Raw genomic sequence first — 23,793 nt, 5'->3', positions numbered from 1 at the left:
GGCGGTGAGGGAGCCTATGCCGGGCCGAACTGAAGCAATTTGAAGCAATTGCCGCTTCCCGACTTCAACTGCGTCAGGAAGCCTTTCGACCGGTCGATCCATTCCTGGTGCGATCTGGCATCGGCTTCGATTTCATTGGCCGGTGCAAGCTTGACGAAGCCGCGCCCCGTGCTGAAAAGCCAGCACGCGCGGCCGAGAAACCGCCTGCTGCGCTGGCGCAGCAGATCGGCATCATAAAAGACGTCGAGCACCTCCTGCTTGATCTTCCGCTCCTTTTCGGGATTGGCAATCGCAACCTCGATCGGCTCGCCGCCGATCGCATCCTGCAGGTCCTTGTAATCCAGGGCGATCTGGGTAGTGGCATATTTGATGTCGCTCTCGTTCCGGACGATGTTGAACCAAAGCATTGGGTTGAGCTCGTTGACGACGAACGATGCTTCGAAATCGCGTGACAGATTGAGAATATCGAACCCCTGAACATCGACGTCGCGCTCGACCAGAAGGATCTGGGAAACCTGCTTGGCAAGCCCCGTTCCGTGGGCGCTGACAGCGGCGTTGTCACCGCCGTGTTCCGGACTGACATAGGCACCGCCATCATCCAGCAGCGCGTCGAATTCGCCGAGGGCCTCCACGACAGCGCTGCCGCGGGCAACACGCGCTGCCAGTTTGGCGAGAACCTGCTGGAGCTCCGTTTCGCGTTTGCGCTGGTCCTGATAATTCTGCTGAAAAAAGAAGATGAACAGGGACACGCCAATCCCGATCAGGATCACGCCCAGCTGCGAAAAGATATTGCGATAATATTCCAGCAGCTTTTCACGATGGCGTACGTCGTCACGCACACTGTGCGCCACGCGAAGATTGACGATCAGCGAAACGACCAGGAGCCCGGCGCCGACCAGGATCAGGCCACCGATCAGCAGGTAGCCATGTCGTGAGTTGAAGTCCATTGCTTTGCCGCGCTCCCGAAACCCCAGACAGCGCAGACTAATACCATTCCGCCTCAACACCTACGATCATCCCCACCATTCGGCCACTGTTCTTACAGCCAGGACTACGCTCGCCATCCGCCTCGTTTCGTGGCGGTCTTCTCGCAGCCGGATTCAGGCCGCGTGCTTGGAACCAATGACCGGCGAGACTGTTCAGCTATGACTTTGATACGACGCCGACGTGCCCGGCCGGCTGGGCATGCGGCGATCTTGAGGAGTTCTCATCATGAAGATTTCGTCCAGATTTCGTTCAGTCGCAGTTGCCGTCATCGCTGCGGCGGCAGTTAGCTTTGCCAGCGTCGCGCATGCCGACAGCGGTACGATCCGCTTCGCCGTCTACAAGGCGGCCTTCTTTATCGGCGGCTCCGGAGGCGAGGGCACACTGACCTTCCATGGTCGCCGATATCCGATCTCGGTCGGCGGCATCTCGGGCGGCCTCGCCTTCGGCGCCTCCAAGACCTATTTCAAAGGTACCGTGCGCCACATACGCCGCGCCCGGGATGTGACGGGGGTGTACGGTGCAGCGGGCGGTGGCGGCGCGCTCGGCAAAGGAGCCCAGGTGATCGTCATGACCAATGACAAGGGTGCCCAACTCGAACTCACGGGCAGGCAGGTAGGCCTGCAAGTCAATGCCGATCTCAGCGGTATGAGCATCTCGCTGAAATGAAATAAGGACAGTCACTGCATTCGTTATTCCTTGGATGGGCCGGATTTGGCCGCTCCAAACCGCAGCCCATCCATCAGCAGCGACACCAATCGGCGCGAGCGATCGCGCCAGTCCTTGGTGTCCGGGGCCGAATAGATGCCGCCCAGCGCATGCAGCACGTCGGAGGCATCGACATCGCCGCGGATCGAGCCGTCGGCGACCGCAGCATCGATCAGCCGCCGCAAGGCGAGCGTCACCCTGCCGGAAACGTCGGAGAACAGGGTTGAGTTGGTCGTGAGCAGGATGCGCAGGCTTGTCGACAGCCCGCGCTTGGTGGCGATGTAGTCGACGAAGCGCTGCATCCATTGTTCGAGCGCCATGTCGGGCGCATGATCGCGGGCGAGTTCGTCGGCCGCCTGGCACAGTCCTTCCACTTCGCGCCGATAAACCACCTCGACCAGGTGCTCGCGGGTTGGGAAATGCCGGTAGAGCGTGCCGATGCCGACGCCGGCCTGGCGCGCAATCTCCTCCAGCGAGGCATCGACGCCTTGCGCGGCAAAGGCTTTTGCCGCGACCTCGACCAGAGCATCGCGGTTGCGCTGCGCGTCGGCGCGCAGCGGCTTTGCAACGGCGGCTTCGGTTTTGTCTCCAGAAATGACGGGCGGCTCCGCGGCCAATTTTTTCTCCAGTGCTGATCCGAAGCATACCCGGATAGGCAGGCCCCGTTTCAAGAACGCAGACGCTTCCACCTTCGTTACGTCTCCGACAAATATAATCGCAAGTAAATATAATCACAGGATCGGGTCTGGGCCGGCGTTCCGGCAGGCGAGGCATCTTGCCCGCCTCCAGTGCACGGCCCGTGGATGACGTCCGGAGGATGACGACGGAGGATATTTCCTCGCGGCCGGCACTCGTCATCTGTTCGGCCGATGCCGTGGGGCAAAAATGAGCCCATGTTGAGCACGATCCCCTCAGGATCATTGGACTGTCCTGCCCCTACAGACAGTTCAGAGAGCACCACCGGCTTGGGCCGGTGGTGCTTTTTTGTCTCCAGGCACGACGGCCGGCTGCCTGCCAATTTCCTCCAATTTTGATCATTTTCGATCCTGGGCTTGAACAGGACGGAGCAGGCCCTTAGGTAATAAGCGGAGGCGCCTCCGATTCTGGAGCGCCTTTCTCATGTAATCACGGGATCGGGTATGTCACGTCTTTCGACCTCCCAAGCCGCAGCCCTCCCGGAGCTCGCGCCAAGTCGAACCGACCCCCTCTGCCCTGCCGGGCACTTCCCCCAAGAGGAAGATAGCCTTCACCTAGCCATAAGCTGACCTTGCCGCTCGCCGGCCGGGCACCAGATCATCCCCTCCCGCGTCAAGCAACTGGAGCCAGACGCCCCATGACAAGCAAAACCCGAACTCCAATCCAACTTCGAATCAACGGACATCGACACGAGCTGGAGGTCGAACCGCGCGTTACCCTGCTCGACGCCTTGCGCGACCATCTCGGGCTGACCGGCACCAAGAAGGGCTGCGACCAGGGCCAGTGCGGCGCCTGCACCGTTCATATCGACGGCCAGCGCGTGCTGGCCTGCCTGACGCTTGCCACTCAGGCTGAAAGCAGGGACATCACCACCATCGAAGGGCTTGCCGGGGAGGATGGCACGCTGCATGCGGTGCAGGCCGCCTTCCTCGAACAGGATGCCTTCCAGTGCGGCTATTGCACGCCGGGCCAGATCATGTCGGCGGTCGCCTGCATTCGCGAAGGCCATGCCGGCTCGGATGAGGAGATCCGCGAATACATGGCCGGCAATCTCTGCCGCTGCGGCGCCTATCCGCATATCGTCGCCGCCGTGCGCCAGGCGGCCATGGAGGCCGCGTCATGAGAGACTTTTCGTATCTCCGCGCCGGCTCCGTCGATGCAGCCCGTGAGGCAGCAGCACTTCCCGGCGTCATGCTTCTCGCCGGCGGCACGACGCTTGTCGATCTCGCGAAATGCGGCGTTGCCGAACCCGAGACCGTGGTCGACATCACCCATCTCAAGGACTGGACACGATTGCCGTTGATGACCGGGGCGCCACGGTCGGGGCGCTGGCCAGGATGAGCACCGTCGCCGACCATGCCGGTATCAAGAGCCGGTTCCCTGCCGTTTCGGAGGCGCTGTGGCAGGCGGCATCGGCGCAGCTGCGCAACATGGCGACGATCGGCGGCAATCTGATGCAGCGTACACGCTGCCCCTATTTCCGCGATCCGGCGAATTTCCCCGCCTGCAACAAGCGCTCGCCCGGCAGCGGCTGCTCGGCGATTGGCGGCGTCACCCGCGGCCATGCCGTGCTCGGCACCAGCGAGGCCTGCGTCGCCACCTATCCCGGCGACCTGGCGGTTGCACTCGTCGCCTTCGACGCGATTGTCCATCTCGGCGACCGTCAGATCGCCGTCGATGATTTTTTCCTGTTGCCGGGCAGCACGCCCGAAAGGGAGCATGCGATTGAGCCCGGCGAGATGATCACCGCGATCGGCATTCCCGCTTCGGCGGCCGCCCGCCGCTCGACCTATCTCAAGGTCCGCGACCGCCAGTCCTATGAATTCGCCGCGGCAAGTGCCGCGGTCGGCATCGAATTCGAGGCCGACGGAAGGACGATCCGCGATCTGCGCGTCGCGCTTGGCGGCGTCGCCACCAAGCCATGGCGCGCCCTTGCCGTCGAAGAGGCGCTGAAAGGCAAAGTGCTCGAGCCGGAGGTCGTCAGGCAAGCCAGCCTGCTCGCCGTCGAGGGCGCCGTCGACCATGGCGCCAACCACTACAAGATCGAACTGGCGCCGCGCGTCGTCGCCCGCGCCATCCTCAAAATGGGAGAAACGGCATGACCGTTCACGAGTTGAGAACAAGACCCGGCGATGCCAAACGCGGCGACGCTTCGGACGGTGCCGTCCTCGCCGACCAGGTCGGCGGCCGGCTGTCGCGCGTCGACGGCCCGGCCAAGATCACCGGTGCCGCCAAATACGCCGTCGAGCAGCAGCTCGAGGGGCTTACCCATGCGGTGCTGGTCGAGAGCACCATTGCCGCCGGCCGGGTGCGTTCGATCGACACGGCCGCGGCCAAGGCGTCGCCCGGCGTGCTGCTGGTGCTGACGCCCGACAATATCCTGCCGCTGAGAACCGCAACGGACTGGCTGGGCACGCCGCCGCCGGACGTCGCTTATTGCCCGCTGGCGCGCGACATCACCTTCAGCGGCCAGCATGTCGCGGCGGTGGTGGCCGAGAGTTTCGAGCAGGCGGTCGCCGCCGCGGCGCTGGTCAAGATCGCCTATGACGAGGCGCCGGCGATCGTCGACCTCAGCGATCCAAAGGCCGGCGACGGCATCCCCGTCGATGCGATGACCAAGGAATGGGGCGAGGCGGAGACAGCGTTCGCCTCGGCTCCGGTCAGGATCTGCAACGCCTACAACACGCCGCGCGAATACCAGGCGCCGATGGAGCCGCATGGCCTGATCGCAAAGTGGCAGGGCGACCAGCTGACGGTCTGGGAGCCGAGCCAATGGCTCGACGGCATGGCGCGGAGCTATGCCGAATGGTTCGGCGTGCCGTTCGAGAATGTACGACTGGTCTCGCCCTATATTGGCGGCGGCTTCGGCTCCAAGGCGTTTGCCTATGGCTACGGCGCTGTAGCGGCAGTCGCGGCGAAAATGCTGGGACGGCCGGTGAAGCTGGCGGTCACCAGGCCGCAGACCTTCACCGCCTATGGCGGACGGGCGGCGACGCGCCAGACCGTGGCGCTCGGCGCCAACGCGGAGGGCCAGATCCAGTCGATCGTGCATCGCGGCGTCAACGAGACCTCGGTCGACGGCATGTGGGTCGAGCCGCTCGGCTCGGTCACCTCGGTCATGTACGCGACGCCGAATTTCTCGTCGCGGCAGAACGTCGTGCGGGTCAACACGGTGGTGCCGGGGGCATTGCGCGCGCCGGGCGAGAACCCGAGCGCCTTCGGCATCGAAAGCGCCATCGACGAGCTCGCCTATGAGGTCGGTATCGATCCGCTGGAAATCCGGCTCAGGAACTATGCCGAGCAGGACCCGCATGCGAAGAAGCCGTGGTCGACACGGCAGCTGCGTGAGGCCTTTGCGGCCGGCGCCGAAGCCTTTGGCTGGTCGAAGCGGAACCCCCGGCCGCGTTCGATGCGCGACGGCAACCAGCTGATCGGCTGGGGTGTCGCGGCAGGTACCTATCCGGTGCGGCGCGCCTATGGCGAGGCGGTCGTGCGTATTCTCGCCGACGGCTCGGTCGAGGTCGAAAGCTCATCGATCGACATGGGGCAGGGCACCTACACGATCCTGGCGCAGACCGCCGCCGAGGTGGTGGGCGTGCCGGCGGAAAACGTCGTCGTCAAACTTGGCGATTCCCGCTATGCCCGTGCCGGCGTCACCGGCGGTTCGCGGCTGGCCGGGGTGATGACCGGCGCCGTCCACAAGGCGGCGAGTGCCGCGCTCGACCAGCTGATCGGGCTCGCCATCAGCGATCCGGCTTCGCCGTTCCATGCGCTGCAGGCCAACACGCTCGTCGTCGCCAATGGCCGCATCGCCTCGCCGCGCGGCAACGGCCCTGAAGTTTCCATCGCCGAACTGCTCAGAAGCGTCGGGCGCGAGCATATCGAGGCGAAGGGCGACACCATGCCGGCCAATTCGACGGTCGAGGACCGCTACAAGAACTACACCACCATAGCCATGGCGCTGCCGCACACCGAGGGCGACTATTCCCGCCACAGCTGGTGCGCGCATTTCATCGAAGTCCGTGTCGACGAGGACTTTGGCACGGTTCGCGTCTCCCGCGTGGTGTCGGCGCTGGATTCGGGCCGGCTCTACAATCCCAAGCTCGCCGAAAGCCAATGGAAGGGCGGCATCATCATGGGCATCGGCCAGGCGCTGCTCGAGGAGGGCATCGTCGACCGCCGGCATGGGCGCATCGTCAACGACAATTTCGCCGACTATCTCATCGCCACCAATGCCGACATTCCCGACATCGAGGTGATCTCGGTCGGTATTCCCGATCCGCATTCCTCGGCGCTTGGCGGCAAGGGGGTCGGCGAGCTGGGCATTGTCGGCGTGGCGCCGGCGATCGCCAACGCGGTATTCCACGCCACCGGGAAAAGGGTGCGGGACCTGCCGATCACGCTGGAGAAGCTGATTTAGGCGGAGGTTGGGACTGTCGGCGCATTGGCGATTGTCAAAAGCCGAGGTGACGACCGATCTCCCCACGAGAGGGGAGATCGGCAGCTTCAACGCTTTGCCTTTTTCAGGCTCACCACGACAGACTGAATGCAAGCTTGCCGAAATGCCGGCCGCCGGCCGCCATATGGGCGTAGGCCTCGGTCGCCTGATGCTGGCTGTAGACCGTGTCGATGACCGGATCGATACGGGCGGCGCCGATGGCCCGCGCCGCGTCGCGCAGGTCGGATACCGAACCGGTGTTGTTGCCCACCACCTTGAGTGCCTTGATGATGATCGGCAGCAGGTTCGTGGTGGCCTCGGCGCCGGTGACGAAGCCGATGGCGAACACCGTGCCGCCGGGCGCCGCGGCATTGATGGAGCGGGCGAAGGTCGCCGCGCCGCCGGTTTCGACGATCAGATCGGCGCCGAGCCCGTCGGTCAACTCGAGCACCTTGGCGTCCCAGTCCGGCGTCTCACGATAATTAATGAGATGATCCGCACCCAAGGCCTTGGCGCGGGCCAGCTTTTCGTCAGACGACGAGGTGATGATGACCGTGGCGCCGGCTGCCTTGGCCAGCTGCAGGGTCAGGATCGAGACACCGCCGGTACCGAGCAGGACGACGACCGACCCCGGCCCGGCATCGGCGGCGCGAAGCGCATTCCACGCGGTGGTGCCGGCGATCGGCAGCGTCGCTGCCGCTTCGAAGGACAGATGCGCCGGCATCGGCACGACGGCATCGGCCGGCAGCGCGACGTATTCGGCGAGCGAGCCGGGCAGTGTCAGCCCGCGCATCTCTCTGGTCTCGTAAGGCCGCGGACGGCCGCCGATCCAGCGCGGTTTTGCATGGGCGATGACGCGGTCGTTGATGGCGAGCCTCGACACGCCCTCGCCGATGCCGACGATCTCGCCGGCGCCGTCGACGACGGGAATGAGCGGAAAGCTCGGACCTGGATAGTTGCCGCTCGCTATCGCGACATCGACAAAATTGAGGCTTGCGGCGCGCAGGCGGATCAGCACTTCGCCGCGCTGCGGTTCAGGCGTGGGAACGGTGGCCGCGCGAAACGCGTCCAGTCTCGGGGCAGTCAGTTCGATCGCTTTCATGTCTCACTCCGGTTGATGGCCGATTGACGGGCCGGGATTGAGTGAAACTAGCTGCTGCGCTATTGGTATATAATCCTTGTGTTTTACATTTGAGCTCTGCGCCTGATGCAGCAATCGCACGAACCGGCAGCATTGGTCGAAATGGCCGCCTTCGCGGCCATCGCCGAAGCACGCTCCTTCACCAGGGCGGCCGCTCGCATCGGCCGCGACGCGACGATCCTGTCGCGGCGCCTTGCCTCGCTGGAAGAGCGGTTGGGCGTGCGCCTGCTGCACCGGACGACACGAAGCGTGTCGCTGACCGTGGCGGGTTCGGAATTTCTCATCCGGGTCCGCGCCATCCTGGCTGCGGTCGACGAGGCCGAGGCTGTCGCGTCGGCGCATGCCGGCGGCGGGCCGCGCGGCGTGCTGCGGCTGGCGCTGCCCGGCTCGTTCGGGCGCATGTGGATCGGCCCGCTGCTGCCCCAGTTTCTCGCCGAATTTCCCGACGTTCGTATCGAGGCCGAGTTCTCCAACCGCTTCGTCGATCTCGTCGCCGAGAATTTCGATGTCGCCGTGCGTCTCGGCGCGCTGGAGGATTCGCGGCTGGTGGCGCGCAAGGTCGCTACACGCCGGCGGCTGCTGTGCGCCGCGCCGTCCTACCTCGCCCGCCGGGGCACGCCTACTGCGCCGGAGGCGCTGCTGGAACACAGTTGCCTGGGCTTCTCGGGTTTCCAGACCTTTCCGGCCTGGGAGATGACCGACAGTTCGGGCCGTCGCGTCAGTATCGAGGTCTCCGGGCCGCTGGTCACCGATGATGCCGAGGTACTGGTCGAAGCCGCCGTGCAAGGCGTCGGACTGATGATGAGCACGGATTGGCTGGTCGGACGCGAGCTCGCCGACGGCCGTCTGGTGCCAGTGCTGGAGGACTGGACGCTTGCCGACGAGGGCGCCGTCTATGTCGTCATGCCTTCGGCCAAGGGGCAAGCCGCCAAGACACGTGCCTTCGCCGACTGGATCGGCAAACGCTTTGCGCCGGTCCCGCCGTGGCGGAGGTGAGGGTGCTGATCTCCCCCTCGAGGGGGGAGATTATGCGCTCAGCCGCCTCCGCCTCCACCACCCTGCTTGATGAAATGACCGAGCAGATCCATCGGCACCGGAAACACGACCGTCGACGAGCGTTCACCGGCGATGTCATGGAGAGCCTCGAAATAGCGTAGCTGCATGGCCTGCGGTGCTTCGGCCAGCATCTTGCCGGCCTCGACGAGCTTTGCCGCCGCCTGCTGTTCGCCGTCGGCATTGATCACTTTCGCACGCCGCAGCCGTTCCGCCTCGGCCTGCTTGGCGATGGCGCGGACCATGTTCTCGTTGAGGTCGACATGCTTGATCTCGACATCGGAGACCTTGATGCCCCAGGCATCGGTGCGCTGGTCGAGAATCTCCTGGATATCGCTGTTGAGCTTGTCACGTTCGGCCAGCATTTCATCGAGCTCATGCTTGCCGAGCACCGAGCGTAACGTGGTCTGTGCCAGCTGGTTGGTGGCGGTCATGAAGTCTTCAACCTGGATCACCGCCCGCTCGGCGTCGACGATACGAAAATACAGCACTGCGTTGACCTTCACCGAGACGTTGTCGCGCGAGATCACGTCCTGCGGCGGGACGTCCTGGACCACCACTCGCAGGTCGACCTTCACCATCTGCTGCACGAAGGGGATGAGGATGATAAGGCCGGGGCCCTTGACCCCGGTGAAGCGGCCGAGCGTGAAGACCACGCCGCGCTCATATTCCCGCAGGATGCGAATGGCCGCGGATAGGAACATGACCACGACGAGCGCTGCTGCCAGATAGGCCACATAACCGATGATCATTGCCTTGCTCCATCGCTTCTCACATTGCGGCGCCGTATCGTCAGCACAAGATCCCTGACATCGGCCACCTCGACGCTGTCGCCCACTGCAAGCGGTTCGTCGGCTTTTGCCCGCCAGCGCTCGCCCCGGGCGAGCACGTGGCCCTCGCTGCCCTGCCAGTCGAGAACCTTCGCCGGCAGCCCCTGCATGGCCTGTGCGCCAACACGCGGAACGTTCTTGCGGGCCGCCCACAGATAGCTGCCGGTCAGCAGCGCCAGGCCGAGCGTCAGGACGGCGGCGGTGCCGATAACGGCCCACGACATCTCGAAGCCGGGCCCCTCGATCCTGAGCAGCATGGCTGCGCCCAGCAGAAACGCAGCCACGCCTCCCAGCCCAAGGACCACAGTCGGGTTCAAGGCTTCGACGACCAGGAAGATGATGCCAAGCAGCATCAAGGCAAGGCCGGCATAGCTGATCGGCAGGAGATTGAGCGCATAGAGTCCGAGCAGAAGGCAAATCGTGCCGATCACGCCGGGTGCGACCGCGCCCGGGCTCGTGAATTCGAAGACGAGGCCATAGACGCCGACCAGCATCAGGATGACGGCGATGTTCGGGTCCGTGATGACGGCGAGAAGCCGGATGAGCCAGCCTGGTTCGAGCGTTTCGACCGGCAGCCCCTTCGTCGCCAATGCCTCTTTTTTGCCGGCGATCTCGACGGTCCGGCCGTCGGCCAGTTGAAGCAGTTCGGGGGTGTCACGGGCGACGAAGTCGATGACATGCTGCTGCAGCGCCGCGCCGGCCGACAGGCTGGCCGCCTCGCGCACGGCCTTTTCTCCCCATTCGGCATTGCGGCCGCGCAATTCAGCCAGGCTGCGGATCAGGGCAACGGCATCGTTCGTCGCCTTGGCGATCATCGCATCGCCCGCGGGTGCGTTCTTCTTGTCCTTGTCCGCCTCCGGGCCATCGTTCTTGCCGCCGGGAAACGATGGCAGCGGCCCGCCCATCTCGATCGGCGTTGCCGCGCCCAGATTGGTGCCGGGCGCCATCGCCGCCAGATGGGTGGCGTAGAGGATGTAGGTTCCGGCGCTCGCCGCGTGCCCGCCGGCGGGCGCGACATAGCCGATGACGGGAACCGGCGAGGCGAGAATGCCGGCGATCATCTCGCGCATGCTGGTGACCAGCCCGCCGGGCGTGTCCATCTGCAGGATGAGAGCCTGGGCATTTCGGTCCGCGGCCACCGCCAGTGCTTCCTCGAGCTGCCTGGCACTCGCCGGACCGATGGCGCCGTCTATCTCGACGCGCAACACAATTTTCTCCCGGCCGTCCGCCTCTCCGGTTGCTGAAGAGGGACAAACGGCCGCAACAGCCACGAAAGCCGCGGCAAGCAGGACCGCACGCGCGAGTTTCACGCTCAAAGCTCCACATCTAGGAATATGGGCTGGATTTTGCCGAAATCCATGACGCGGCGCGCGGCGGGTGACGCATCGCACGGTCCTGCTGGATGTCGGCCTGCTCAGCGGCGGCTACGGCACCGTAGAAGCTCCGCCAATCGGGCACGTTCCGCGTCTATGAAGATCCCGACGACATGCTGCGCCATGTCGACGAAGTCGGCGGCCGCACATGAAGGCGACCGGCGGGCTGTCGCCGTCATTCGATCACACCTATGTTTTGCGCATTGGAGCCATCTCTGGCGGGCTTCTATTGCGCGGCGTCCTCCTGGATTGTCTGTTCCTGGATTCGGGCGGGTGCCCCGAGACACTGATCGTAGCCGATGGTGCAATTATTCAGACATTCGTTGCGCCCCTGGATGGATTTGACGCTGTTGTAGTCGATCGGCACAGCCTGGCATTTCTTCTGGCACGCCTGGTCCTTCTCGGCGCAATTCGTGCCGTGGCCCTTAGGGTACTTCTTCGTGGTCGCTTCAGCGTTCAATGGCAAGACGGCCAGCAGCGCCAGCAGCGTCGGTATCAGTCGGAGCATACGCATGGATCCTCCCTTGCGCGTTAGACCTCTGCACTTGGAGGCAATGTTAGCGCGCCACTTCCGTTGGCCGCATCACCCGTGCGGGGGATGGATGGCAGCGGGGCCGCCGCTAGCCCAGGCAATTTCCCCGTGATCGGTTCTGATCGTCATCGCTCCGGCCGGCAGCCGATCACAAAACGCGACGACGTTCAGGCAATCATATCGCGCGCTGGGCACGATCAGACCGTCATAATCGAGGAAATGCGCGGCCTCGCCGATGTCTTGCGACCTCGGATATTCGGCGTGCTTTTCCTGATACGAAAGCTGCCCGTAGCGCGCGGTGTCGAGGCCAAGGGTCTGCAAGGCTGCCAGGTCGAGCAGTCTGAGCGTCCGGTCCAAAGCAAGATCGATCTCGAAGAGATTGTATCTGACGCGCGAAGGGATCACTGGCTGCCCCCGCGTCAGGTGGAATCGCATCTCGCTCAAGGCACCTTCGCGCTCTTGCGAGGTGTAGAGCACGTCGAACGTTCCATCGTCCCAACGGCCGCCGGAGCTCGAGCACTGGATCGGGCTGCGGCCCTGGCGCACCACACGCCAAACCGTCCCGGAGTATTCGACCGGAACCATTTCCTCGATAGCATCGATGAGCCGACTGTCTCGTCTCATCCGCCCGGCGATCGCCAATTACAGAAAGACCTCGTTCTCAAGCCGGTCGATGACTTTGAGCACGTCGAGGGCGCGGTCGTCGTGAATGAGATCTATCGCCCTTTCACCGTTCAATTGCGGGTGGCGAGCGTAAAGCCAGGTGCGGATACCGCTTGGCTCGTAGAATTCCTGCAGTCGGCCGACGATATAGTGCAGGTCCGACAGAATGAGCTCGCTGCGCGGCTGGGGCTTGATGTCGCCGGCCTTCCACCTCGAAACCGTGGCCTTGGACACGTCGGTGATGTTTGCAATATCGGTTCCCTTGAGGCCGCCAAACGTACCCAATTCGTCCAGGAACCTGGGGACCGCCCGCAACGCCGTGCTCATGCTTTTCTCTCCGGCTGCCGAGCCACTTCGCGTCGGACCAGCCCTTCAATTGCGCTGTCGCATTTCGGTTTCATAAAAGGAAAATATGAAACAGGAATGTTAATGTCAATCACCCGTTCGGTGCGAAGGCCCTGGAGCCAGCACTTCAGGCCTGAAGCAGCGCCAGCTCTTCGGCGCTCAGATGGCGTGCCTTGCCTTTGGCAAGCTCGCCGAGCTGCAATTGGCCGATCGCCACCCGCACCAGGCGCAGCACCTCGATATCGTGGGTGGCGAGCAGCCGGCGGATGTGGCGGTTGCGGCCCTCGTCGAGCACGATCTCCAGCCAGGCGGTGCTGGTGCCGCTTCCACTCGATCGAAAATCAATCGCCTGAATTGCTACAGCGCCCTGTCGCCGGTAATGCCACGGGACAATTTGTTTTGTATAGTCCTTGATGCCACGTGGCCGACGATGGTTCGATGACTTGGGAAGGGAAGATCATGCGAAGCGGATTGGCGAAATTCGTCGTGGCGGGTTGCGTCGCCGCTCAGGTCGTCCTGCAAGCGGCGCAGCCGGCGTTTGCCGCGCCGTGCGGCTGGACGGCGAAACTGGAGGAAGAGGAGGGCGGCAAAGTGCTGATGGCGTCGGTCTGCGGCGGATCGAATGGCGGCGCCCAGCTGACGCTGGCCTGTTTCGGCAAGCCGACGCTGAGCTATGATTTGGGCGACAGCGGTCCGCAACTGGAACCCGGCATCGCTTCGTTCGCGTTCAAGGCCGGCGGCAAGGCGGTGACCAAGACGCTTCAACTCGAAGAAATGTACAACACCTTCACCGTGGAATTGAGCAGCACCGACCCGCTGTTGGCCCTGCTGCGCTCCAAGGGCGAGGTCACGGTCGCCTCGGGCAAATATGGCGAGAACAGCTTTCCGCTTGCCGGCTCATCCGCCGCCATCGGCAAGGTGCTGGCCCAGTGCGGCAAAGCCAAGGCTCCTTCCGACAATGAAGATTGATGAACCCCTCACATTTCGGTTTGAATCACGCGAGACCATCGCCAGGCTTTGATCGATTTGTTTGTCCCGTCGGTTGGCCAGCTCCCATGCCCGCCCAAGAATCGCTCAAGATTTTTATGCAGAAAATCAAAGCCGCCGGCTGCGATCTGTGGTGTGCTGACGGATGTAATACCGACAGAGATTGATATCCGCCGCGCTGCTTGTTGCGTTACTTGGGCTTCGACTGGCAGCTGGCTGACTGTCGAGTCGCCGCCAGCAGTTCAGGCCTGAAGCAGCGCCTGCTCTTCCGCCCTCAGATGGCGTGCCTTGCCTTTGGCAAGGTCGCCGAGTTGGAGAGATCCGATCGCGATCCGTACCAGGCGCAGCACCTCGATATCGTGGGCGGCGAGCAGCCGGCGGATATGGCGGTTGCGGCCCTCGTCGAGCACGATCTCCAGCCAGGCGGTGCTGGTGCCGCCGCGCAGCAGCTCGATCGAGCGGGCTGTCAGCAATTCGCCGTCGACGGTCGCGCCGGCGCGCAACCGCGCCAGCATGGCCTCGTCGGGCAGCGCACCGATCTGCACGTGATAGGTCTTGGCGACGTGCGAGGCGGGGTCGAGCAGGCGCTGCGCGAAGCGCGTGTCGTTGGTCATCAACAGCAGGCCTTCGCTCGCCTTGTCGAGCCGGCCGACCGGCGAGACGAAAGGCAGGTCGAGGCCTGCCAGGCAGTCGTAGACGGTGCCGCGGTCCTGCGGGTCGTCGCGGGTGGTGACCAGCCCGCGCGGCTTGTTGAGCATCAGATAGACCTTGCGCTCGGCGGCGACGCGGCGGCCGTCGACCTCGATGCGATCGCGGCCTGGATCGACGCGCATCGAGCCGTTGCGCACGATCTTGCCGGCGACCCGCACACGCCCCTCGGCAACCAGAAGCTCGGCCTGCTTGCGCGAGCACAGGCCAAGCTTCGACAGCGCGCGACAGAGGCTGACGCCGGGAGGATTGGCTGCGGGGGCAGGGCGTTGCCGGGCAAGGTTCGGTCGTGGCGACATGGCGTTGTCTGTGGATTCTTGTATACGAGCATCCCACTATAGCCGGCCGCCGGCTATGTCCACGGAAGGGAACTGCATATCGTTTGCGTCGTGCGCAGCGGCTGCGAGGACTTGCATGAAAACAGCCGTTCGCCTTTGCCTGCTGCTCGCCTTCCTGCCGACATCGCCGGCGCATGCCGGCTGGCAGGCGGTCGAGAAGGTCGAGACCTATGCCATCTCAGGGCAATCCGGGCCGGAGCTCTATGCCTCGATCGGCGGGCGCGGGCCGCTGCTCGGCGAGCGCCGCGTCATCGCGCATACCAATTTCAAGCTGACCTGGGTGAGGGACTACCAGCCGCAAGGCGACGCCTGCGTGCTGGTGTCGGCGCGACCGAAGCTGATCATCACCTACACCTTGCCGAAGCCGGCCGCGCGGCTGCCGGGCGCAATCCAGAAGAACTGGGAGGTTTTCGCAGCCGGCCTCGCCGCCCACGAGAAGGTGCACGGCGCCAGCATCGTCGACATGGTGCACAAGATCGAGGCGGCCACCATTGGCCTGACCGTCGCCGATGACCGTGGCTGCAGCAAGATCAGGATCGAAGTGACGAGACGGCTCGCCGGAATCTCGCAGGCACAACGGCAGGCGAGCCGCGATTTCGACCGGGTCGACTTCGGCCCGGGCGGCAAGTTGCGGCAGCTTGTGTTCACGCTGATGACCGGCGGATGACGCTGCAGGGCTGCGGGGGCGGCGCAGGGTACCACCTTTGCGGCCCTCACGCCTGCTCGGTCGGATAGAGCGTCAGGATGTTGACGTTGACCCGTGGCGGCTGGCTCACCGCATACAGGATGGCGGCGGCGATATCCTCGCTTTCCAGCTGCTCCATGTCGTCCAGCCTTTGCTCGACCGCCTGGCGCACATCGGCACGCATATTCTGGGTGAACTCGGTCTTGACGGCGCCAGGCTCGATGCAGGTGACGCGGATGCCATCCTTGCCGATCTCGCGGCGCAGCGATTCCGCCATCGCGCTCACCGCGTGCTTGGTGCCGGAATAGACCACCGAAGGGTGGATGTAACGGCCGGTGCCGGACGAGACCACGACGATGTGGCCGGCGCCTTGCCGCTGCATCGACGGCAGTGCCGCATGGATCGGATAAAGCAGGCCCAGGATGTTGACGTCGACCATCCGGCGGTATTCTTCCGGCGTCGTGTTGCGGAACGGCGCGGCGACGCCGACCCCGGCAACCGCAAGCAGCATGTCGAGCCGGCCGTACTCCTGCTGGACCCGCTCGACCATCGCCGTGGCTTGCGCTTCGTCGGCGACGTCGACGGCAATCGGCAGTGCCGCGCTGCCGGTCTCACGGATCCGCTTCGCCAGATCGTCCAGCCGCTCGGCGCGCCGCGCGGCAATCGCCAGCGTGGCGCCCTCGGCCGCCAGCGCCAGGGCGGTGGCCTCGCCGATGCCGGAGGAGGCGCCAGTCACCAAGGCGATCTTGCCGCTCAGTTTTCCTGTCTGCATGTTTTCTCTCCTGACGCTTTGGACACGCCGTGAAGCTAGGGCGCAGGCTTTCGGGCAACAATGCTGATCGAAAACCGAATCCACCGTTAGGGTTTTGGCCCCAGCAAGCCCACGTCTGCGCACGAACGGGCCTTGACGCGACCGGAGGTGTTGCGTCTTGATATGGGGGCTGCGGGGCTTCGCATGAAAACAGCTGATCGACTACGTCTGCGGGTGGCTTGTTTGCATGCGACGCTTGCATGCACCCCCGCGATCCTCTCGCGACCGACAGGTCTGAGCGCCAGATGAAGGTCCTCGTCGTCCATTGCCATCCCTGCGCCGACAGCTTCAGCGGCGCCGTGCGCGACACGGTGCTGGAGACGCTTGCCGAAAGCAGACACCAGGTCCACCTGCTCGACCTCTATGCGGCCGGCTTCGATCCGGTCATGCGCACGCAGGAATGGCGCGGTTACCACGACAAGGCGGCGAACCTGCAACCGGTGCACGAACATGCGCAGGAGCTGCTCTGGGCGGAGGCGGTCGTCTTCATCTATCCGACCTGGTGGTATGGCCTGCCGGCGATGCTGAAAGGTTGGCTGGAGCGTGTGCTGGTGCCGGGCTTCGCTTTCGAGATGCCGACGGCACGACGCGGCCCGCGGCCCAAATTGCGGCACATACGCCGGGTGATGGCAATGACCACATGTGGCGCCACGCCGCTGATGTCGTGGATCATGGGACAGCCCGGCCGGCGGACCCTGCTGCGCGGCTTCCGCTCCGTCTGCCATCCGCTGTGCCGGACCAAATTCCTGGCGCTCTACCGGATGGACAGCGTCTCGGCCGCCGGACGCCAGGCGCATTTGCAGCGGGTCAGAAAAGCGGTTGCCGGCCTTGGCCGCGCTGATGCGGTCGCCACCATAGTGCCTGGCTGATCAGCCGGGTGGGCCGTCGCCGGCGCGGGCAATCGCTTTGGACGGGCGATTGCGCCAGGTTGGTGTTGGGGACGGCCAGTTATCGAAGTAGGCGCCGCCCCTCTGGCCCTGCCGGGCGTTTCTCCCCGTAAACGGCAGGGCAATCGAATATGGACTTGACGGACCCACCTACCGAACGCTGCAACGCCTGAAACGAAAAACCCGCCTCGGAGGCGGGTCGTTGGGAGCCAATTAGCACCATACCCAAACTAGTAGCATAGCTGCCGGCACAAAGCAAGAACAAAATACGCCGTGGCGATAGAAAATCCGAATTCCTGCTCGTCCGAGGTCGCTGCTCAGAACGATTGCAAACTCGTATTCCTTCGCCCCACTTGGCATCTCCCGTAGGGGCAGGGCAAATCGCATGTGGATTCTTACGAAGAAGGGACCCCCACCCCTAACCCCTCCCCACAAGGGGGAGGGAACGCTGCCGCGTGCCTTTACTTCCCCTTGGCGCCGAAAAGCAGGCAATTTGCCGAGGTCGGCGCCGACGGAAGTCTCCCTCCCCCTTGTGGGGAGGGGTTAGGGGTGGGTCCTTCGTAGAGCGAAAGCGTAGAGCGAAAGCCTCCGCTTTCCATCTGCGATAGCCCTGCCATAAACGGGGAGATAGACCCGGCCGCAACGCTGGCGCCATGCTTGCAACGTTGGCGCTTTGCGAAATTGTCGAAGGCAGCGTCCCTCGCTCCGTCTACAACGACGCCAGCAAGCAGGCATGGGGCGGCGCAAACCCGTGAAGTAAGCGGCTGATTCAACTTTAGGTCTAAAGCGATTGCTCGCCATGGCCTTTGCAGGGTGGCTGCTCGCCGAACCAAAACAGATCGGACAGATGAAGGCCGCGCAATGACCGTCACCATCTACCACAACCCCGATTGCGGCACCTCGCGCAACACGCTGGCCATGATCAGGCAGTCCGGCGAGGAGCCTGAGGTGGTCGAATATCTAAAAAATCCGCCGTCGCGCGAAAAGCTCGTCGAGCTGATCGCAGCGATGGGCATGACGCCGCGCCAATTGCTGCGCGAAAAGGGCACGCCCTATGCCGAACTTGGCCTGGGCGACCCGAAGTGGAGCGACGACGAGATCCTCGATTTCATGCTGGCGCATCCGATCCTGATCAACCGGCCGATCGTGGTGACGCCGCTCGGCACCATGCTCGCCCGACCCTCCGAAGCCGTGCTCGATATCCTGCCCAATCCGGATATCGGCCCGTTCACCAAGGAGGACGGCGAGGTCGTCATCGACGCCAGCGGCAAGCGCGTCGCCTAGATATCGGCCTATTTCGATTTTTGTCGAAATCCGCTTGACGTGCAGCGATTCTGGAAATAGCTTATTTCCATGAGACTCGAAAAAGCAGCCTTGCAACTTGAAGCCCTCGGCAACCCGACGCGGTTGCAGCTCTACCGCACCCTGGTCCGGGCGGGCGATGAGGGGCTTCCGGTCGGGCGCATCCAGGACAGGCTCGGCATCGCCGCCTCGACGCTGTCGCATCACCTCAAGCGGCTGGTCGACACCGGCCTGGTGACGCAGGAGCGGCAGGCGACGACGCTGATCTGCCGGGCCAACTATCCCGCCATGAATGGGCTCATCGGATACCTCGCGGACGAATGCTGCGCCGACGCCACCTGTGCGCCGGCATCGGCGGAAGCGACGGCCAAGACGGCGGCGTGATTTTTTTGGCACCATAATTCGAAATTACCGGAAGGATGGAAGATATGGAAATGATCGAAAAGCTCCCGGTCGCGGTGATCGGCGCCGGGCCGGTCGGTCTGGCGGCAGCGGTCCACCTCATCGCGCAAGGTATTCCTGTCAAAGTCTACGAAGCCGGCAATACGGTTGCATCCAACCTCAGGGATTGGGGCCATGTCCGGGTGTTCACGCCCTGGCGCTATTGCGTCGATCAGGCGGCTAGAAACCTGCTCGAGGCGCATGGCTGGCGGATGCCTGAGCCCGAGGCATTCCCAACCGCGGACGACCTCGTCGCTGATTATCTCGAGCCGCTTGCAAAGCTTCCGCAATTGTCGCCGTCGATCGAAACCGGCGCCCGGGTCGTCGGCATTTCGCGCTGGGGCGCCGACAAGGTGCTGAGCAAGGGACGCGAGAACCGGCCGTTCATGCTGGCGGTCGAGACTGCCGATGGTACAAGACGCGACAGCGCACGTGCCGTCATCGATGCTTCGGGAACCTGGCAGATGCCGAACCCGCTCGGCGCCGGCGGAATTCCTGCAGAAGGCGAGGCCGAATTTGCCGACCGCATCGCCTACGGCATCCCCGATATTCTCGGCCGCGACCGCAGCCTTTATGGTGGGAAGACGACGCTGGTCGCCGGCTCCGGCCATTCGGCCGCCAATGCGGTGCTGGATCTCGCCAGCCTGGCAAATGTGGAGGCCGGCACCGCTTTCATCTGGACAACGCGCGGCACCGACCTGGTGCGCATCTACGGTGGCGGTGATGCCGACCAATTGCCGGCACGCGGCGAACTCGGCGCCGAAGTGCGCGAACTCGCCGAGAGCGGCGGCGTCAGGCTGGTGACGGGCTTTGCGGCTGTTTCGATCCGCGATGCCAACGGCCGGCTGGTCGTCGAAGGCCAGACCAGGGACGGTTTGCAGGCGCTTGGCCCGGTCGACCGCATCATCGCCGCGACCGGGCAACGCCCGGATCTGTCGCTGACCCGTGAGCTTCGGCTCGAGCTCGATCCATGGCTGGAAAGCGTCAAGGCACTGGGACCGTTGATCGATCCCAACGAGCACTCCTGCGGCGACGTGCCGCCGCACGGCCACGGTGAGCTCAGCCATCCAGAGCAAGGGTTCTACACAGTCGGCATCAAGAGCTATGGCCGCGCACCGACCTTCCTGCTGCTGACCGGGTATGAGCAGGTCCGCTCGGTCGCGGCGGCGATCGCCGGAGACATGGTGGCGGCCGACAATGTCCAGCTCGTGCTGCCCGAGACCGGCGTCTGCACCGTGCCGCGGATCGGCATTGCCGACAAGGGGTGCTGCGGCGGTCCGGCGCCGGCGGCTTCGAGCGCCTGCTGTGTCGCCGACGCCAAGGCGAAGGCGGTCGGCAAAGGCGGCTGTGGCTGCAGCGTCGCGGCATGAGTCTTTCGCCGCCTTCGCCGGCCATCGTGCGCAGCCGCGGCGCGATCATCACCGCGCTTGGCCTGACGCAGATCATGGCGTGGGGGTCTTCCTACTATCTTCCCGCGGTCATCGCGCCGGCAGTCTCCTCCGATACCGGCTGGCCGCTGGCATGGGTTGTCGGCGGCCTGTCTCTCGGCTTGCTCACGGCAGGATTGATCTCTCCGCGCGTCGGCTCGTCGATCGAGCGGCATGGCGGCCGCAACGTTCTGGCGTTCAGCGCCGGATGCATCGGGCTCGGCCAGATCGGGCTGGCTCTTGCCCCTAATCTTGCGGCCTATATCGCGGCCTGGCTGGTCATCGGCCTGGGCATGGGGGCAGGGCTCTACGATGCCGCTTTCGCGACGCTTGGCCGCCACTACGGCCAGGGCGCGCGCTCCGCCATCACCATGCTGACGCTGTTCAGCGGCCTTGCGAGCACCATCTGCTGGCCGATCTCAGCCTTGCTGCTGGGGGAGGTCGGCTGGCGCGGCACCTGCCTGGTTTACGCCGCCTTTCAGCTGGCAATTGCGCTGCCGCTCTATCTGGTGATCCTGCCCCGGGAGCCGCCGCAACCGGCAGTCAAACCGGGAGTGAAGAAGGCGGCACCCATTCTCGACAACCAAGCCGATCCGTCGATCATGATCGTTCTGGCCGCGACCCTGACACTCGCAGCGGTGATCTCGTCGACACTATCGGTGCATCTGCTCACAATCCTGCAAGGCAGCGGCATGGCGCTTGCCGCAGCCGTCGGGCTCGGCGTGCTGGTTGGTCCATCACAGGTGGCGGCGCGCGCGATCGAGATGATGATCGCGCGCTACCACCATCCGATTTTCACCAAGTTTGCCTCGGTTACGTTTGTGGCGATCGGCGTTTCGACGCTCTGGGCCGGCATGCCAATCATCCCGCTGGCGCTCGGCTTCTACGGCGCAGGCATCGGCCTGGAATCCATCGCGCGGGGGACGTTGCCGCTCGCGCTGTTCGGCTCTAACGGCTACGCGAGACTGATGGGCCGCCTCGCCATGCCGAGCCTGATCGCCCAGGCGGCGGCACCCTCGGCCGGCGCATTGCTGCTGGAGCGCTTCGGCCCGCACGGGACGTTGGCCGCGCTTTCTGGTCTAGCGCTGGCCAACGTCATCCTCGCATGCGGCTTGGGCTGGCGGATGCTCCGCCGGCGGCAATCGCAGGTTCAAACCCGATAGGATTTCGACCTGCGTTCAGCGCCTTCAACTGGAGAGCGGGAGATCTTCCAAGGGATCGACAAGGAAAGACGCGGCGATCAGATCGTCCGCATCGAGGCGCAGTGAGCCTTTGGCGCCGCCCATAATGGCGGCAACCTTTTGAAACGTCTTGATCTCATGCTCGGTAATCTGGGCACTTTGCATTCTGGATTTGAGGTCAGCGACGCGCAGCCCCAAACTGTGGGACATTCCGATTTTACGGTTCGACATGGTAAGATGCTCCTCCCCGGCCCATGTTTGTTTTGCCACCCGCCCTTATTCGTATTTCCTCCGCCTGCCTAAATATGAGGCATCGCGATACAGCGCCCGAACGCCCGATGCAAGGGAAGGTTCCGGCGCGCAGCGGTCACGAAATAATAATAGGTAGGAAGCACGGCCGATGGTCCGGCCGGAGGTAGGACTTAGGTACGACGCCCCGCCGGACAGAGGGCTCCGGTGGCTTAGCGGCTGGCGAGGACCATGCGGTTGCCTTCGCTGTCGCGAAACTCCGCCACCGTGCGCCCCGGCTGCCACGGCGCCTCATGCGGTTCGGTGACGATCTCGACGCCGTCCTTCTTCAGCGCCGCGATCATTGCCCCGACATTTTCGTCGACCAGCACCAATACGGGCTCCGCTCCGGGAGCGTCGTCGGCGCGCCTGACAAAATGCAGGTTCGTCACGGCATGCGGAAATGCCAGCTCGATCCAGCGCCAGCCGCCATCACCCATCTTCTGGTCGGCCATGACCTGGCAGGCGAGATGCCTGGTGTAGAACGCCTTGGCGCGGTCCTGCTCGAACACCGGAAGCTCGGCAAACTGGATATGCATGATCGTCTCTCCTGCTTGATGGCTGCCGCGCAGCCGCCCACGCGGGAAAGACGATGCGGGCAACCGAAAAGATTCGTCGGCAAGGAGAATCTTTTCAGCGCAGCCGGTCGTCCTTCGTTCATACCAACCAGTCAGGAGACGACGATGGACTACGCGCTCATTCGATACGGTGTGAACCAAGCCGACCTGGCAGATAACCGCGTGCTGGTCGAAAAAGTATTTGAAGCGCTGGGCGAGGCGGCACCGCCGACGATGTGCTATCTTGTGCTCGAGCTGGACGACGGCTCGTTCGTCCACATCGTCGGCCAGGACGGCGATTCGTCGGCGCTGACCGGGCTTGCCGCCTTCAAGGCATTTGCGGAAAACCACGCCCAGCGCCGTTCGACCCCGGCAATGCGATCGCCTGTCAAAGTCATCGGCAACTATCGTATGCTGGCGGATCAGAAAGCCGGGTAGCGCCCGCCATGCCGCTCGCGCAGAAATGGGACGCTACGCCGAAAATGAACAGGGCGACTTTGGAGGTGATGCTCGTCGGGTTGCGGCCAAGGCTGCATCGCTACTGCGCGCGTATGGCCGGCTCGGTGATCGACGGCGAGGACATCGTCCAGGAGGTCCTGATCAAGGCGCTGCAGGCGATCGACGGGGGTGCGATCGTCGAACGTCCCGAGCAATGGCTGTTTCGCATAGCCCACAATGCCGCGCAGGATCATCTGCGGCGGCGCAATCGGGAAAGGTCGCGCATGACCGAGGCCGACATGAGCGTGATCGAGGATCCCTCCGGCAGCGCCGACAGCCGGCTCGCCGCCCAGACCGGCCTGCGCTCCTTCATGCAGCTTTCGGTGCCGCAGCGCAGCGCCGTGATCCTGGTCGACGTGCTCGGGCTCAGCCTGCATGAGACCTGCGAAGTCACCGGCGCGACGCTCGCCGCCACCAAGGCCGCGCTGCATCGCGGGCGGGCGCAGCTCAAGTTGCTGGCGCTGCAGCCCGAACAGGCGCTTGCGCCGAGGCTCGACGCCGATGACGAGCGCCGGCTGCGGCGCTATGTCGACCTGTTCAACGCGCGCGACTTCGACGCGGTCAGGGCACTGATCGCCGAGGACGTGCGGCTCGACGTCGTCAACCGCGTCCGCCTGCGCGGCAAGGCCGAGGTGTCGACCTATTTCGGCAATTATGCCCGTATCAGCGACTGGACATTGTCGCTCGGCTTCGTCGACGACAGGCCGGCGATCCTGATCCGCCACCCGCAAGCGGCCGACGGCGCGGTGCGCGGCTTCATGCTGGTCGAGTGGCGGAACGATCAGGTCATCCAGATCCGCGACTTCCGCTATGCGCCCTGGTGCCTGGTCGACGCGGAGATCAGGGCCGTGGAGGGGTGAGGAGAGCGCTGGAAATGGTGCGAAATGGCGATCAGGCAGCCTCCTGCTGTTTGACCTAAA

Annotated in this window: 25 protein-coding genes and 3 pseudogenes; 15 read left to right on the top strand and 13 right to left on the bottom strand. The window is 64.3% G+C overall.

Annotated elements, in window-relative coordinates:
• Positions 1-14: 14 nt before the first annotated feature.
• Positions 15-947, bottom strand: coding sequence for a hypothetical protein (locus NKH04_RS20435; protein WP_352472182.1), 933 nt, complete (start codon positions 945-947; stop codon positions 15-17).
• Between the two features lie 265 nt (positions 948-1,212).
• Between NKH04_RS20435 and NKH04_RS20430 the strand changes: the two genes are divergently transcribed.
• Entirely contained in the window at positions 1,213-1,653 is a 441-nt protein-coding gene (locus NKH04_RS20430; protein ID WP_352451439.1) for a lipid-binding SYLF domain-containing protein, read from the top strand.
• 23 nt (positions 1,654-1,676) lie between these two features.
• Here the strand turns inward: NKH04_RS20430 and NKH04_RS20425 are convergent, their stop codons facing one another.
• Positions 1,677-2,309 carry a TetR/AcrR family transcriptional regulator gene (locus tag NKH04_RS20425; RefSeq protein WP_023677324.1) on the bottom strand — a complete coding sequence of 211 codons (633 nt, stop codon included), beginning with the start codon at positions 2,307-2,309 and terminating at the stop codon, positions 1,677-1,679.
• Between the two features lie 716 nt (positions 2,310-3,025).
• On the opposite strand from NKH04_RS20425, the gene NKH04_RS20420 reads away from it, so the two are divergent.
• The 3 genes and pseudogenes from NKH04_RS20420 to NKH04_RS20410 all read left to right on the top strand — a co-directional run bounded on the left by NKH04_RS20420 (position 3,026) and on the right by NKH04_RS20410 (position 6,808).
• Complete coding sequence (locus NKH04_RS20420; RefSeq protein WP_352451438.1) at positions 3,026-3,511, top strand: (2Fe-2S)-binding protein; 486 nt, start codon at positions 3,026-3,028, stop codon at positions 3,509-3,511.
• Positions 3,508-4,490, top strand: a pseudogene (locus tag NKH04_RS20415) (FAD binding domain-containing protein). The gene NKH04_RS20420 and the pseudogene NKH04_RS20415 overlap by 4 nt, the downstream one beginning before the upstream one ends.
• Complete coding sequence (locus NKH04_RS20410; RefSeq protein ID WP_352837847.1) at positions 4,487-6,808, top strand: xanthine dehydrogenase family protein molybdopterin-binding subunit; 2,322 nt, start codon at positions 4,487-4,489, stop codon at positions 6,806-6,808. The pseudogene NKH04_RS20415 and the gene NKH04_RS20410 overlap by 4 nt, the downstream one beginning before the upstream one ends.
• 109 nt (positions 6,809-6,917) lie before the next feature.
• Here NKH04_RS20410 and NKH04_RS20405 read toward each other — a convergent pair whose 3' ends face one another.
• Complete coding sequence (locus tag NKH04_RS20405; protein ID WP_352564187.1) at positions 6,918-7,928, bottom strand: zinc-dependent alcohol dehydrogenase family protein; 1,011 nt, start codon at positions 7,926-7,928, stop codon at positions 6,918-6,920.
• Between the two features lie 105 nt (positions 7,929-8,033).
• Between NKH04_RS20405 and NKH04_RS20400 the strand changes: the two genes are divergently transcribed.
• Positions 8,034-8,963 (top strand): LysR family transcriptional regulator, encoded by a 930-nt coding sequence (locus NKH04_RS20400; RefSeq protein ID WP_352920272.1) that lies wholly within the window; start codon positions 8,034-8,036, stop codon positions 8,961-8,963.
• Between the two features lie 38 nt (positions 8,964-9,001).
• Here the strand turns inward: NKH04_RS20400 and NKH04_RS20395 are convergent, their stop codons facing one another.
• Positions 9,002-9,772: a slipin family protein gene (locus tag NKH04_RS20395; RefSeq protein ID WP_023680344.1), complete on the bottom strand. Its 771-nt coding sequence runs from the start codon at positions 9,770-9,772 to the stop codon at positions 9,002-9,004.
• Entirely contained in the window at positions 9,769-11,160 is a 1,392-nt protein-coding gene (locus NKH04_RS20390; protein WP_352920269.1) for an NfeD family protein, read from the bottom strand. The genes NKH04_RS20395 and NKH04_RS20390 overlap by 4 nt, the downstream gene beginning before the upstream one ends.
• A gap of 88 nt (positions 11,161-11,248) precedes the next feature.
• Between NKH04_RS20390 and NKH04_RS20385 the strand changes: the two are divergent.
• Positions 11,249-11,375, top strand: a pseudogene (locus tag NKH04_RS20385) (HAD family hydrolase); the annotation flags it as partial.
• A 74-nt stretch (positions 11,376-11,449) separates the two neighbouring features.
• Here NKH04_RS20385 and NKH04_RS20380 read toward each other — a convergent pair.
• From NKH04_RS20380 to NKH04_RS20365, 4 genes and pseudogenes are all read right to left on the bottom strand, one after another.
• Complete coding sequence (locus NKH04_RS20380; RefSeq protein WP_352472174.1) at positions 11,450-11,737, bottom strand: hypothetical protein; 288 nt, start codon at positions 11,735-11,737, stop codon at positions 11,450-11,452.
• Between the two features lie 69 nt (positions 11,738-11,806).
• On the bottom strand, positions 11,807-12,397 hold the full coding sequence (locus NKH04_RS20375; RefSeq protein ID WP_352579470.1) for an RES family NAD+ phosphorylase: 591 nt from the start codon (positions 12,395-12,397) through the stop codon (positions 11,807-11,809).
• The gene (locus tag NKH04_RS20370) at positions 12,398-12,745 is read right to left on the bottom strand and encodes a hypothetical protein (RefSeq protein ID WP_353044828.1); all 348 of its coding nucleotides are present in this window, start codon (positions 12,743-12,745) and stop codon (positions 12,398-12,400) included.
• A 145-nt stretch (positions 12,746-12,890) separates the two neighbouring features.
• Positions 12,891-13,088: pseudogene (locus NKH04_RS20365) on the bottom strand (pseudouridine synthase); the annotation flags it as partial.
• A 134-nt stretch (positions 13,089-13,222) separates the two neighbouring features.
• On the opposite strand from NKH04_RS20365, the gene NKH04_RS20360 reads away from it, so the two are divergent.
• Entirely contained in the window at positions 13,223-13,732 is a 510-nt protein-coding gene (locus NKH04_RS20360) for a hypothetical protein (RefSeq protein ID WP_352920266.1), read from the top strand.
• Between the two features lie 260 nt (positions 13,733-13,992).
• Here NKH04_RS20360 and NKH04_RS20355 read toward each other — a convergent pair whose 3' ends face one another.
• Positions 13,993-14,757: a pseudouridine synthase gene (locus NKH04_RS20355; protein WP_352920263.1), complete on the bottom strand. Its 765-nt coding sequence runs from the start codon at positions 14,755-14,757 to the stop codon at positions 13,993-13,995.
• A 115-nt stretch (positions 14,758-14,872) separates the two neighbouring features.
• On the opposite strand from NKH04_RS20355, the gene NKH04_RS20350 reads away from it, so the two are divergent.
• Complete coding sequence (locus tag NKH04_RS20350) at positions 14,873-15,463, top strand: DUF922 domain-containing Zn-dependent protease (protein ID WP_352834109.1); 591 nt, start codon at positions 14,873-14,875, stop codon at positions 15,461-15,463.
• Positions 15,464-15,509: 46 nt separating this feature from the next.
• On the opposite strand, the gene NKH04_RS20345 is transcribed toward NKH04_RS20350, so the two are convergent.
• Positions 15,510-16,253 (bottom strand): SDR family oxidoreductase, encoded by a 744-nt coding sequence (locus NKH04_RS20345; RefSeq protein ID WP_352834112.1) that lies wholly within the window; start codon positions 16,251-16,253, stop codon positions 15,510-15,512.
• Between the two features lie 284 nt (positions 16,254-16,537).
• On the opposite strand from NKH04_RS20345, the gene NKH04_RS20340 reads away from it, so the two are divergent.
• The 5 genes from NKH04_RS20340 to NKH04_RS20320 all read left to right on the top strand — a co-directional run bounded on the left by NKH04_RS20340 (position 16,538) and on the right by NKH04_RS20320 (position 21,512).
• Positions 16,538-17,161 carry an NAD(P)H-dependent oxidoreductase gene (locus tag NKH04_RS20340; RefSeq protein WP_352920260.1) on the top strand — a complete coding sequence of 208 codons (624 nt, stop codon included), beginning with the start codon at positions 16,538-16,540 and terminating at the stop codon, positions 17,159-17,161.
• 879 nt (positions 17,162-18,040) lie between these two features.
• Positions 18,041-18,463 (top strand): arsenate reductase (glutaredoxin), encoded by a 423-nt coding sequence (arsC, locus tag NKH04_RS20335; protein ID WP_352920257.1) that lies wholly within the window; start codon positions 18,041-18,043, stop codon positions 18,461-18,463.
• A 69-nt stretch (positions 18,464-18,532) separates the two neighbouring features.
• Positions 18,533-18,865: an ArsR/SmtB family transcription factor gene (locus NKH04_RS20330; RefSeq protein WP_352920255.1), complete on the top strand. Its 333-nt coding sequence runs from the start codon at positions 18,533-18,535 to the stop codon at positions 18,863-18,865.
• A 50-nt stretch (positions 18,866-18,915) separates the two neighbouring features.
• On the top strand, positions 18,916-20,292 hold the full coding sequence (locus tag NKH04_RS20325) for an FAD-dependent oxidoreductase (RefSeq protein ID WP_353044827.1): 1,377 nt from the start codon (positions 18,916-18,918) through the stop codon (positions 20,290-20,292).
• Positions 20,289-21,512, top strand: a complete 1,224-nt coding sequence (locus NKH04_RS20320) for an MFS transporter (protein WP_353044826.1) — start codon at positions 20,289-20,291, stop codon at positions 21,510-21,512. The genes NKH04_RS20325 and NKH04_RS20320 overlap by 4 nt, the downstream gene beginning before the upstream one ends.
• Before the next feature lie 24 nt (positions 21,513-21,536).
• Here NKH04_RS20320 and NKH04_RS20315 read toward each other — a convergent pair whose 3' ends face one another.
• Together NKH04_RS20315 and NKH04_RS20310 are read right to left on the bottom strand one after the other, a co-directional pair.
• Positions 21,537-21,761, bottom strand: a complete 225-nt coding sequence (locus NKH04_RS20315; protein ID WP_031213090.1) for a hypothetical protein — start codon at positions 21,759-21,761, stop codon at positions 21,537-21,539.
• A 230-nt stretch (positions 21,762-21,991) separates the two neighbouring features.
• A complete protein-coding gene (locus NKH04_RS20310) occupies positions 21,992-22,357 on the bottom strand; it encodes a VOC family protein (RefSeq protein ID WP_352472157.1) in 366 nt (121 codons plus the stop codon).
• 144 nt (positions 22,358-22,501) lie between these two features.
• Here NKH04_RS20310 and NKH04_RS20305 point away from each other — a divergent pair, with 144 nt between their 5' ends.
• Entirely contained in the window at positions 22,502-22,813 is a 312-nt protein-coding gene (locus tag NKH04_RS20305) for a hypothetical protein (protein ID WP_352472155.1), read from the top strand.
• Positions 22,814-22,821: 8 nt separating this feature from the next.
• Positions 22,822-23,733, top strand: coding sequence for a sigma-70 family RNA polymerase sigma factor (locus NKH04_RS20300; RefSeq protein ID WP_352472153.1), 912 nt, complete (start codon positions 22,822-22,824; stop codon positions 23,731-23,733).
• The last annotated feature ends 60 nt before the right edge of the window (positions 23,734-23,793 follow it).

The sequence above is a fragment of the Mesorhizobium sp. M1365 genome (genome assembly GCF_040317865.1).
GTDB lineage: Bacteria > Pseudomonadota > Alphaproteobacteria > Rhizobiales > Rhizobiaceae > Mesorhizobium.
Note: the sequence above shows the minus strand (reverse complement) of the source record. Positions and strands in the feature narration are given on the sequence as shown.